Origin of the sequence: Anoxybacillus sp. MB8 (assembly GCF_011006755.1) — a bacterium.
In the GTDB taxonomy this organism is placed as follows: Bacteria; Bacillota; Bacilli; order Bacillales; family Anoxybacillaceae; genus Anoxybacillus; species Anoxybacillus gonensis.
The window spans coordinates 1-11,936 of sequence record NZ_RXXX01000058.1; the positions used below are offsets into that span (position 1 = coordinate 1).

At 36.6% G+C, this 11,936-nt stretch carries 13 protein-coding genes; 6 read left to right on the forward strand and 7 right to left on the reverse strand.

Going from position 1 to position 11,936, the window contains the following annotated elements:
• The first annotated feature begins 117 nt into the window (after nucleotides 1-117).
• From EKC99_RS14100 to EKC99_RS14125, 6 genes are all read left to right on the forward strand, one after another.
• Entirely contained in the window at nucleotides 118-714 is a 597-nt protein-coding gene (locus EKC99_RS14100) for a hypothetical protein (RefSeq protein WP_163152462.1), read from the forward strand.
• 177 nt (nucleotides 715-891) lie between these two features.
• On the forward strand, nucleotides 892-1,194 hold the full coding sequence (locus tag EKC99_RS14105; RefSeq protein WP_163152464.1) for a hypothetical protein: 303 nt from the start codon (nucleotides 892-894) through the stop codon (nucleotides 1,192-1,194).
• A 245-nt stretch (nucleotides 1,195-1,439) separates the two neighbouring features.
• Nucleotides 1,440-2,018, forward strand: a complete 579-nt coding sequence (locus EKC99_RS14110) for a TetR/AcrR family transcriptional regulator (RefSeq protein ID WP_163152466.1) — start codon at nucleotides 1,440-1,442, stop codon at nucleotides 2,016-2,018.
• Nucleotides 2,019-2,155: 137 nt separating this feature from the next.
• Nucleotides 2,156-2,905 (forward strand): alpha/beta fold hydrolase, encoded by a 750-nt coding sequence (locus EKC99_RS14115; protein ID WP_163152468.1) that lies wholly within the window; start codon nucleotides 2,156-2,158, stop codon nucleotides 2,903-2,905.
• 91 nt (nucleotides 2,906-2,996) lie between these two features.
• A complete protein-coding gene (locus EKC99_RS14120; RefSeq protein ID WP_163152470.1) occupies nucleotides 2,997-4,190 on the forward strand; it encodes a YhgE/Pip domain-containing protein in 1,194 nt (397 codons plus the stop codon).
• A 279-nt stretch (nucleotides 4,191-4,469) separates the two neighbouring features.
• Nucleotides 4,470-5,468: a S8 family peptidase gene (locus tag EKC99_RS14125; RefSeq protein WP_483296104.1), complete on the forward strand. Its 999-nt coding sequence runs from the start codon at nucleotides 4,470-4,472 to the stop codon at nucleotides 5,466-5,468.
• A 234-nt stretch (nucleotides 5,469-5,702) separates the two neighbouring features.
• On the opposite strand, the gene istB (EKC99_RS14130) is transcribed toward EKC99_RS14125, so the two are convergent.
• From istB (EKC99_RS14130) to istB (EKC99_RS14160), 7 genes are all read right to left on the reverse strand, one after another.
• A complete protein-coding gene (gene istB / locus EKC99_RS14130) occupies nucleotides 5,703-6,458 on the reverse strand; it encodes an IS21-like element IS5376 family helper ATPase IstB (RefSeq protein WP_163152472.1) in 756 nt (251 codons plus the stop codon).
• Complete coding sequence (gene istA, locus EKC99_RS14135; protein ID WP_163152474.1) at nucleotides 6,455-7,657, reverse strand: IS21 family transposase; 1,203 nt, start codon at nucleotides 7,655-7,657, stop codon at nucleotides 6,455-6,457. The genes istB (EKC99_RS14130) and istA overlap by 4 nt, the downstream gene beginning before the upstream one ends.
• Nucleotides 7,658-7,844: 187 nt before the next feature.
• The gene (locus EKC99_RS14140) at nucleotides 7,845-8,477 is read right to left on the reverse strand and encodes a recombinase family protein (RefSeq protein WP_163152476.1); all 633 of its coding nucleotides are present in this window, start codon (nucleotides 8,475-8,477) and stop codon (nucleotides 7,845-7,847) included.
• Between the two features lie 475 nt (nucleotides 8,478-8,952).
• Nucleotides 8,953-10,455: a helix-turn-helix domain-containing protein gene (locus tag EKC99_RS14145; RefSeq protein ID WP_163152478.1), complete on the reverse strand. Its 1,503-nt coding sequence runs from the start codon at nucleotides 10,453-10,455 to the stop codon at nucleotides 8,953-8,955.
• 52 nt (nucleotides 10,456-10,507) lie between these two features.
• Nucleotides 10,508-10,669, reverse strand: coding sequence for a hypothetical protein (locus tag EKC99_RS14150; protein ID WP_163152480.1), 162 nt, complete (start codon nucleotides 10,667-10,669; stop codon nucleotides 10,508-10,510).
• A 101-nt stretch (nucleotides 10,670-10,770) separates the two neighbouring features.
• Nucleotides 10,771-11,283: a hypothetical protein gene (locus tag EKC99_RS14155; RefSeq protein ID WP_163152482.1), complete on the reverse strand. Its 513-nt coding sequence runs from the start codon at nucleotides 11,281-11,283 to the stop codon at nucleotides 10,771-10,773.
• A 52-nt stretch (nucleotides 11,284-11,335) separates the two neighbouring features.
• Nucleotides 11,336-11,936, reverse strand: a 601-nt coding sequence (istB, locus tag EKC99_RS14160) for an IS21-like element IS5376 family helper ATPase IstB (RefSeq protein WP_163152484.1), incomplete at its 5' end; no start/stop codon positions are given.

The following is an 11,936-nucleotide window of genomic DNA, read 5'->3' on the forward strand; positions in this document are numbered from 1 at the left end:
TTACAGAACTCCACAAGAAGTAGAAGATCAAGCACGTCAGTCAGCATAACGAGTTAACTTTTTTCTGTCCAATATATTGACTCAGGTCCAGAGTTAGAAGATAAGTTTACATTTGTATTGAGTGAGGAAGATTTTAAAAAAATTAAGCCGATTGCACAAAAGTTTAAACAAGGGATTCTAACATATGACAAGTATATTGAGGAAATAGAAAAGTTATCTTTAGACATTAACAAATATAATAATCAGCAGTTGTTTCATGAACAAAATTCTATTACTTCCACAAGTAGTGGAGGATTATCTTGGGTAACTTACTATTATAAGTCTTCTAGAGGTGGCTATTGGTTGAGAGCAGCTAAGATGAAGGGGTATTGGGAAGGTGGATTGAACGCTTTTATGCTAGATTCTTCTGCAGTAATTTCAGGAACCACCATTTCAAAACACAACTATTTGCAAGGAAGTCAAGGTGGATTGGTTTCCTCTTTTATGACAAGGGCTGATGCGATTAGCTCAGCTAGGAGTACCCTGTTAATTGAAGCTGCCGCATTAATGGGAGCATTAGGAGTAGCTGTACTAACAGTTAGTACTATTTTTGGCGCCTTAACGGCTGCAGGATCGGCTTCGATTATTGCTGCAAATATGATTAGTGTTTCAAATTCTGCTCATGCAGATATTCAACGCGCATACGAGCTTGCAGCTGTAATTAAAAGTCAATAATTGTGAGAATAAGGTGGTTTATTTTGTATGATGTTTAAACTTCTATACTCGCTTGTTATTACGTTTTTGTTGTATGCGCTTATTGAACGAAAAGGAAAACCGCGAGAAAAGATACTATTTTACACATGCATTTTCATTCTTCTTTTTCTTTTATCCAGATGATAAAGGAAGTGAGTTATGAAAGTATTTTTGAAAAAAGTGTTCCTGTCGATTGTGTTGTTTTCCTTAGCGCTTTGGCTATTCAGTTCATGGTCGTTTACGTGGGCTGTTTTTCCGTTTGCGTTGTTGCTCATTTTGCTTGTTTGTATAGTGACAGAAGGTGTTCTTTTGTTTTTCGATAAGAAATTTCATTCGGCAGTCGTTTTTATTATTGCAACGCTTGTATCCATTCCGTTTTATCCGTCTGTTGCTTTTGTCGTACCGATTTACATCGGAGCGGTTGGATACGATATCGGAAGAAGATTATTTGCAGAAGGCTAGCTTCATTACTTCTGCCATCCCATTCGGGGTGTTTTTTGTTTCTTTGTATGCAATTTGTACCCATGATGCTAGCTGAGCGTCATGGGTTAATGTTATTGTTTGCAACACCTTTTGCATCACTTTCAGGAGTGTGGTATGCTTTTTCATGGAAAGCACTTTCTGAGTTTGTTTGTGTCGTTCCGTACAATTCTCAGAAAGGGTGCTCCTTTCTGTGATTTTTATATTAGTAGGAGGGTGAGTATCAAATGACTGGAAAAACTGAACGTTATCAAGAAATTTTAACTGCTGCAAGGACTGTTTTGGCGGAGAAAGGGTTCGATGATACAAAAGTGTCTGAAATAGCTGAAATGGCAGGTGTTGCAAAAGGTACTTTTTATATATACTTTCCTTCAAAATTAGACTTAGTTCTTGCCTTAGTACGTGAAATGCAGGGGAAAATACTTTCCGAAGCTGAAAAAGTAATTGACTTGAAGGTTAATCATTTTGAGAAGCTTGTCCAAGTGATTAAAGCGGCATTTATTGTAATGGAAAGTTACCGCGATGTTTTTCCGATATTTAATGCAGTTAGTGCATTTAAGACCGAACAGTGGAAAGCAGAAAAAGAAATTCGGGTTCCCTACTATAATTTCCTAAAAAGCTTAATCGAAAATGGTCAGAAATCAGGTGAGTTTAGCTGCGATTTGAATGCTGAAATGACTGCCATACTAATTGTTGGTATGGTGGAACATGTAGCGCATGACTGTTTTGTTTACCATTCAGATTACTGTATAGATGACTATCTTCATACGATTGATTCGTTGTTGAGAAAGGCACTAAAGGGGTGATGACGTGACTTTGAAAAGTTTGTCCGAGAATGATTCGTAAGCATATATGTGTTCTTTTGCAAATGACGCACTTGAATGTGATTAAAAAATGGAATATAATGCTTATATGACTGACCGTCAGTACAGGAGGGGGAAGTATGGAAAGTTTTAAATCAGAAGGAAACGGAATCCCTATATTATTTATCTCTGGCTTATTTGCTGGGGATTGGATATGGGGAGATGTTACTTCATATTTTTCTAAAACCCAATACACTATTATTCGCCTACGGGAGCCACTTTCTGCTTATGGCCATAAAATTAGTGAGTTACGTGAAATGTTAATCCAATTTTTGAATGAATCGATTAAAGATAAAGCAATTGTTATCGGTAATTCTTTGGGTGGTTTGCTTGCTATGGATTTAGCTTCATCAATTCCGGAAAAAGTGGCCGCAATTGTCGTCAGTGGCGCGCCAGGTATGGGGAGCACTAATCTTGGGATTGGACCTCCCAAAATGGGAAGCAAGGAAGAAAGCAAAAAATGGTTTGGTGATTTAAGAGAGAAGTTATTTGTCAATCGACAGTGTGTCACTGACGAGCAACTAGATCTTGTTTCGGAGTTTTTTAGTGACAGACGTAGTTTCCTAAATATGATTCGATTAGCTAAGGAAGCAGATAAATATGACGCTAAATCAATTTTGCCAAAGATAGAGTGTCCAATATTACTATTATGGGGAGATCAAGACAAAGTTTCACCAATTGAACCTTGGAAAAGTTCAATTCCTCTCAATCCACAGATACAATTAAAGGTTATTGAAAATAGTGGTCATAGTCCGATGATGGAAAAACCTAGGGAATTTTGGGAATCTATAGAGAGTTTTATAAAGAGTGTATTAGTACATCATACGTAATCAGTTTATAGTGCCTAATAAAGACTGGCGGTCAGTCATTTAGATTATGACACATTCTTGAGGAACTAAGCATTAAAGGGAGGGAACCTAGGTGAAAATCGTTAAAAGTTTTTTTAAACAGAAAGAAACATTAGTGGGAATTGCCGCAGCGATTGCTTTTCAACTCATATTTGTTACTGTATGGTTAACTGCCTATGATGGTGTCTACGATCGAACAAATCAATTTTCAGTAGCGGTTGTTAGTAATGATGAACTTGGAAAAGAAATTATAAAGGAGTTGAAGAATAGAAATTTGTTTCGATTAAAAGTGTTTGAAGAGTTAACTCAAGCACTTGAAGCCTTAGATAAACGAAACGTCAATATGGTTATTCATCTCCCTGATAGAATAATAGAAAAATTGACAGCAAATGAGAATATAACGATGGACTATTATATTAATCAAGCCACTCCAACTTTAACAAAACAAATGATGGAAAAAGCAGCGAATAAAATTAATGATGCTCTCAATTCTCAATTTAGAGAAACAATAAATACACAGATGGCAAAACGAATTCCACAGTTAGTGGCAGAAAAGGTTCCCGATGAAAAAACGAAAGTGATGATCGAGGATATAGCTACTCAAGTTGTTGATATGGTGCAGAAAAATATAAAAATGAATCCTATAGCGGCCAATATAGTAAAGACAAATGGAAAAGCAGGATTTGCTATTACGATGGTTCCGCTATTAATTGTATTAGCCTCCTATATTAGTGCCATGCTTATTAGTCAATATTTGCAGATTGCAAATGGCAGATTAATTAATGAGTATGGTCGATTTTCACTTTTTGTTGGTAGACAGATGATTAATATTGTATTAGCGCTCGGGATCTCTTTATTAAGCATTTTTTTAATGAATCTGTTTCATATTGAATTGAATCATAACTTTTTTGTTTTATGGGGATTTCAGTCGATTCTTTTCTTTAGCTTTTTAGCTTTATCTCAAGTTTTTGTTATGTTATTTGGAATTCCAGGTATGATTTTTAATATTGCTTTAACAGCAATTCAAATCGCGAGTTCAGGAGCGATGGTACCACGAGAATTATTGCCATCTTTTTATTATGAGCTTGGTCATTTACTTCCTGCAACTTATGGTGTAAACAGTTATTTTAGCTTGATTTATGGTGGGGGAGATCTAGGTTCAGACTTGAAACATTTAAGTATAATCATTTCGGTATTGTTAGCAATGGCTATTGTGATACAAATTGTATTTTCTATGCGGGACAAGTTTAAATCCTCGGAAATGTGAGTAAAATATTTTTTGTGGACAATTCATGGACTAACTCGGGAAATATTAGAAACTTTCGTTCATGGTGCTCACTGGGATTACCAGTCGAAGTGAGGTAGACGAACATTCAACATTTCCACCATCCCATCTGGGGTGGTTTTTTGTTTCTTTATATACAATTTATTCTAAAAAAGGGGTTGACAGATATTATTATTATTATTAACCAGTGGTGTTAGTTGAGTGGAAGAGTTCAACTAGTACCACGGTTTAATTAAATCGTCCTATTTTGTTAAAAAGGGGGTGATTAGGTTGAAAAAGCTTATTTTACTGATACTTTCGTTGGTTCTAGCATTTCCCTTTTATATTTCAAATAGTTTTTTTAAAAATGATAATTTCAAAACAAATGCCAGCAGTGCTAATGACGAAGGTGAAAAATCAAACTATCCAAGTTTGATAGATAACTCACGAAGAAAATTAAATGATATGCAGTTACTGATGAGTAGCAGAAGACAAATCATTCCTTGGGGAGTAAATAGTGTAGGTATCAATAAACTGCTGGTGAAGCAGGTATCTGTTTCAAAAGTTAAGGTTGCAATTTTAGATAGTGGTATTAACAGAGAACATGAGGATCTTAAAGGAAAAGTAGTAAAGGAGTTTAATGCAATCAATCCAGGTCAACCTCTGTATGATACATATGGTCACGGCACAGCTATTGCAGGTATTATAGCTGCTAGTGATAATAAGATTGGCATTCGAGGAGTTTCTCCCAACGTAGAAATATATTCAGTAAAAGTTCTGGATGATAAAGGGCGCGGAAATGTTAGAGACTTAGTAAGAGGCATCCAATGGTGCATCGATAACAGGATACAGGTAATGAATATTAGTTTTGGCATGTCATCGGATAATCCGGAACTGCGGAAAGCTATTGAAACTGCTATTAACGCTGGCATAATAGTTGTAGCTGCTGCAGGAAATAACTATGGTGGGAAGACAGATTATCCTGCTAATTATAAAGATGTTATTTCTGTAACAGCAGTAAATAGTAATTATAAAACGGCCAGTTTTTCAGCACGGGGAAAGATTGATTTCTCTGCTCCGGGTGTAGATATTCTAACTACGTCCAATAATGGTGGCTATGGCATGTATAGCGGAACTTCCTTAGCCGCGGCCTATGTAACAGGAATTGTTGCTATTATTTTAGAGGAACCAGAACAATTTGGAATATCTAAACTTAAAAAGAATAAAAAGTTTTCATCTGAGATGATAGATATTTTAAGAAGATATTCTGTGTGTATTTGATAATTTAAAATTGAGCCACTTTTGAAGGGTTCGATCACATAAAAAATGAGCCACCTGATTTCCAATTTTCATTACCTCCCTTATGATTGAAAGTGCCTAAACTTTTCATCAGAGGGAGAGAAAAAGGATGATCAAGATGGCTCAATTTCATCATATCAAATTCTTGCATGAGGTAGTGTCAAGGCCGATTATTTTTTTCCCAAAATCGCCGGTTTAAAATTCCCCAGAAGGACCTCATTGATCCTTCTGTTTTTCTTGTTGGAGTCTTTTTTCCCGTAATCGATAGCTTTCCCCCTTTAGGTTGAAAATGATGGAATGATGCAGTAATCGATCTAACATCGCTGTCGCCAAAACCGAGTCTCCCACGATTTCTCCCCATTCCCTAAAGCTTTTGTTGGAGGTGAGGATAATCGGGGCATGCTCGTACCGCCGGGCGATCACTTGAAATAAGTAATGAGCGCTGTTCGGGTCCAGTTTTAGATACCCCATTTCATCAATAATGAGAACGGTTGGCTTCACAAAGACACGAAGCTTTTTTTCCAGCTTTCCTTCCTGGTCAGCTCTTCTTAACTGATTGACCAAATCGTGAGCGGTAATAAAATACGTTTTATATCCTCTTGCGATCGCCTCCATTCCAATCGAAATGGCCAGATGTGTCTTCCCAATCCCCGGTGGACCGAGAAAGAGGATATTCTCTTTCCGGTCAATAAAGGACAACGTAAGCAGCTCTCGAATCCGGCGCTCATCCACCGAAGGCTGCGCGGCAAAATCAAACGTATCGATCGTCTTGCGATACGGCAGTTTGGACAGCTTGATGAGCGTTTGGATCGATCGTGCCTGTTTTTCGACGATTTCTGCCTCTAATAAGCGGAATAAAAACTCCGAATATGGTATATTATGAGTAGCTGCGTATTCTGCCATGGCGGACCATCGCTCCGCCATGACAGGCAAATGGAGTTGGTGGCAATACTCGTGTATTCGTTCTTTCATGAGCTTTCCCCTCGCAGGAATGCGTCATAAACGGACAATGGACGAGTATCCACTTCCACCGAAACAGGCGAAATGGTGGTCGCCATTTCCGTCTGTTTCTTTTTTATTTTTTCGGCGAATGTAATTACTTTTTTATGTTGGTTCAAGTAAGAAATCTCCTCCCCTCGATAGTACAACCGAATATCCCCATTCAATCGCTCCTTTACCAGAATTTCTTTGCCCGCATACTCCGCCGATAAGAGCCATTGTTCCCCTTTGTAGGAGAAACTGCCATCCCAATGCACTTTCCGATAGGAAAGATAGCTCGTATCGTAATCGTTCAGCTGGAGAGGTTTCAACTGTTCCTCTGCCCAACGCTCTTGCGGAGGAATGCCGGTAGTGGCGTTTGGCTTCCGATTCGCCACTTGATCGAGCCAGCGATGCAAAAGGGAATTCAATTCTTCGATACTTTCAAACGATGTTCCTACATAGAAGTGATCCATAATATACTGAATGGCTCGTTCGACTTTCCCCTTTGTCTGGGCCCGGTAGGGCCGGCATACTTTTGGAATAAATCCATAGTAACTCGCAAATTCGGAAAATCGTTGATTCCATTTCACCACTCCTTGTTCTCGCCCATCTGTAACGGTCTTCATATTGTCAAATAACACCTTCTTCGGAACCCCACCAAAGTACTTGAAACTCTGAATCAGGCATTCCATTAAGTGTTCCTGATCCTGGCTGGTCGTAAATACCGCGTATTTCATCCGCGAATAGCCTAGCGTGGCTACAAATAGCGATAACTTGACTTTTCTTCCTTGGATCACGACCTCCCCAACTTCTTTCCAATCGACTTGCATTTGTTCGCCAGGAAGCGTTTCATAGCGAACCGTGTATTTCTTTTTCGCCGTCTCTCGGAAAGGCTGCATATAGTCCTTTAAAATCGTCTTTCCTCCCGTATAGCCCTGTTGTCGAATTTCAAAAAACAACTTTTCGCTATTAAACACCCCATCTTCTAACATTCGTTTTTGAAGATACGGCTTAAATGGATCTAACTTGCTTTTTCTTTGTTTTCGCTTGGATTTGGAAGGAGGATTGGGGGAGTGAATATATTTTCGGACGGTTTTCCGATCGATCCCCAATTCCCTCGCAATATCAGAAATACTCATTCCCCTTTCATACATCTCTTTGATCATAAAAAATTCCCCTCTCGTAATCATGAACCATAGCTCCTCTCATTGACACTATGGTTCTATTGTAAGTGGGGAATTTTATTCCGGCTATATTGGGGATTTTATCATCGGCTTTAACAAAATGAAATGATTCATCGTACTATTACATTAGCAACCGCTATTCATTGAAAAAATCAATATATTTATTGAGAAAAAATAAAAGGATAGCGGCTTGCTACCCTTGTAATGTTTCCTCATACTCTTTCATGATTTTATAAAATGTATTCTTTTTAAGGGTTAACATTTTTGCAAACCGTACGCCTGTAATCTCTTTATTCTTCCATGCTTGATAGTTATTTTCTAATGTTTGGCGTTGTTCTTTTGAAAGTGTTTGTAAATTAATCTGCGGTCTACCTAAATGTTTACCCTGTGTCTTTGCTATTGCAATTCCTTCCGCTTGTCGTTGACGAATGTTCTCACGTTCTCTTTCTGCAACAAATGATAATACTTGTAACACTAAATCACTAACAAACGTTCCTAATGTGTCTTTGTGCTGTGTTGTGTCCAATAAAGGCATATCTATAACTTTAATGTCTGCCTTGATCTCCTGTGTTATCTCTTGCCATTCCCTCAATATTTCTTTTGAGTTCCTACCGAATCTATCTATTGATTTAACGTAAAGCAAATCACCTTCTCTAAGACATTGTTTTAAGGCTTGATATTTTGGTCTATTAAAATCTTTGCCGCTCTCTTTGTCAATAAATATATCACGTTGATCGATCCCTAGCTCTAACATTTCTTTGAGTTGTCTAGCTTCGTTTTGTTCTTTGCTTGATACTCTTATGTAACCAAAAATTTTATTTGCCATTTTTTATCCCTCATTTCCTTGTTTTGTTACTCTTATTATATCCAATATGTTTATAAAGGTAAATAATATTTTTTAAACGTTTAAAAATTATTTTTATAACCTTTTCAAACGTGAAACAGATACTTTTTTAATAGTTTAAAAAGGTATACCTTATTAAACACTTATCTATATAAATCCATTTACCGATGCTATCGCAAACGCTATCGTAAAACGTTGAGAAATAAGCATTTTTCAGCAAAAACGGGCTTACTTTATCGCTATCGCTCGATTAACATTGTTAGTCGGCTCGATGACATTTTAATACTTTAACGTGATAAATTATATTAGGTCTTGCGAATATCTCCTATATGACAATGATCATTTTGTACAAATTTTCGTATAATAGATATTATTTATATTAGGTGTAGCCTAATATTTAAAAAAGGTGCTGGAAGGTACTAAACCAACCAACACCAATAATTAATCAATTAATCAATTAAACAATTATTTTTTTTAATTCGTTAAATTGTCGTCTTGATAAATTATTCTTCAAGTAATCTATATCAAACAGTGAAATTAGACAATGATTAAATGAATCGGCATATTTTAAATTATTACATTGAATTGTATATGTATTTTCATTTGCATTTATTTCATTTTCAATATGTAATTTATAACGATTCGCCTTTTTCTTATATGTACCTTTTTGTTTTTGATTTCTCGATATGTACTCAATAAATCCCATTTGCTCAAGCTTTGGTAATATATTTTGAATCGTCCTTATATCTAATCCTGTTGCATTGGCCAATTGTTCTTGTGTCATATAAAATATCCCTTTTGCATTTGCAAATCGTTTGCTATGTATCAACATTGAAAACAGAATTAACTGCTCATTTTTCCGCTTTGCTTGTATAATCCATTTCATTTCACTATATGTTACAGCAATCTCTTTCTTTGCTACTACTAGACTTACATCGTTTTCGTATATGTATTTTACGATCTCCCTAATATCCTTTAAACATTGTTCCCATTTTGTCCTATATGTTCTTGTGTCCTGTTCTGCCATCCAAAATTGTAAATGATTTCTGCAATCTTCTTCATTCATGCCCTGCCATTTGTAGTATTTAGCCAATTTCAACAATGAATTATGTCTTGTGCCAACCTCTTTCAATCCTTCTTCTTCAAGTTTTCGTATGCTCTCGATTGTATCCTGCTCGTTTACATTCTGATTATAAATAGAAAGCGGTTGATACTTTTCATCTATGTATGCTTTTGATTCTTCAATTTCATTTGCTGTCTGTTCATCAATTTCTAAAAGGTCTTTTTGCTTGTCTATGATATTGTATAGAATTTCATTCTCGATCTGCTCAATTTGTAATATATATTCAAAGCTCCGAATCTCTTGTAAACTGTCTCTGTCAACGTACCAACACCGCTTATGTCCAATTGTCTTAAAATGTTTACCCAAAGGAATTTTTACCCCTGATTGATTGCTAATAGGTCTCATTTCTACATAACCGCCATCGCATTTGTATTTATATTCTGATTCCCTTTCTAATCCTGCCGCTTCCATTGTCATTATAAATAATTCATACAGCACATCATTTTGCACTAGATTTTTAAAGAATATTTCTATATGATACCCTTTATTGCCGCTGATTGAAGGATATATTTTCTCGTATGGAATACCGATTTCCTTTAATGCGTAAATGATTTTATAGGCGTTCCATCGTGCATATTGTTTATCCCGCACATCCACATCAAAACAAAGGAATTTGCCAAAATATTGACCGTTAAATACTCCATAGGTTGCTTTATTACCATTTAGATGATTTTTAAGGAATCCATCTATTAAAGGCTTTACTTTTGATTGCTTTGACGTTTGAATTGTTATATATTCACCATTCGGCTTCATGACTAAATATTTTTGTCGATTCGTTATGTAGATATCATTAATCTTTTTAATTATCTCTTTTTGCTTATCCTTTTTTAATTTCAAATGCATACCCCCTATTATTATTGATTAAGTGCTTATTAAATCGTTCAACCGTTTATCGTTTGTTTAAAATTTGTTGCAATTCTTCCGTTTTCTCATACAGCCAAAAGCGATGTCCTTTGTTGCTTATCGCTGTCGTTATATATTCAATTCCGTACCGATCAATTTTTCGTTTCAATGCTAAATCATAGCAAAAGAAATATTTTGATTTATTCATATCATCACACCCTTTCAATGCTTATTTTTTGGCAGGGAAGCGGCTTATTCAACCTCAACCGCTCCCGCTCTCAATGAATTATGATATGTAAAACAAAATAGTTATGTATTGTATTTACCCAAAAAACGAAAAGTCGCTCTTTCTGTACCTGCAACATCTTTGGATTTTTGAGGATTCGGAAAAAGTACTACTACTTCTCCATTGTCTTTAGTGTAGAAAAAAGGCGTATCCCCTAGTTCTATTCCTTTTTCTTTTAATTCGTTCATAATCATATTTATTTCATTCATATTAGCTTGAGCTTCTGCATGTTTACCTTCAATGTAGCGAATGGTTGTTGTTAAACAATGTTTGTATTCTTCGCTATCTACGTCTAAATGCTTTAACTGTTCTCGGCATTGATTTTCTATATTTCTTAAATATATACCGATTACATCTAGTCCGTTTTCGTAAAAAAACTTTCTGTCATTCAATAACTGTTGAAAAGATGAATATAGTATTTTGACATCATTGTATATACCGTTAGAGACGGTCATTAAAAATTTATCATCCCTTGTGCGCTCTATAGACATTTGCTCATGATTGTAGAAGAAAACTTTTTTATTTGCTTGTGTCAAGGCCGATTATTTTTTCCCCAAAATCGCCGGTTTAAAATTCCCCAGAAGGACCTCATTGATCCTTCTGTTTTTCTTGTTGGAGCCTTTTTTCCCGCAATCGATAGCTTTCCCCCTTTAGGTTGAAAATGATGGAATGATGCAGTAATCGATCTAACATCGCTGTCGCCAAAACCGAGTCTCCCACGATTTCTCCCCATTCCCCAAAGCTTTTGTTGGAGGTGAGGATAATCGGGGCATGTTCGTACCGACGGGCGATGACCTGAAATAAGTAATGAGCGCTGTTCGGGTCCAGTTTTAGATACCCCATTTCATCAATAATGAGAACGGTTGGCTTCACAAAGACACGAAGCTTTTTCTCCAACTTTCCTTCCTGGTCGGCTCTTCTTAACTGAGTGACCAAATCATGGGCGGTAATAAAATACGTTTTATACCCTCTTGCGATCGCCTCCATTCCAATCGAAATAGCCAGATGCGTCTTTCCAATCCCCGGTGGACCGAGAAAGAGGATATTCTCCTTTCGATCAATAAACGATAAGGTAAGCAGTTCTCGAATCCGGCGCTCATCCACCGAAGGCTGCGCGGTAAAATCAAACGTATCGATCGTCTTGCGATATGGCAGTTTGGACAGCTTGATGAGCGTTTGGATCGATCGT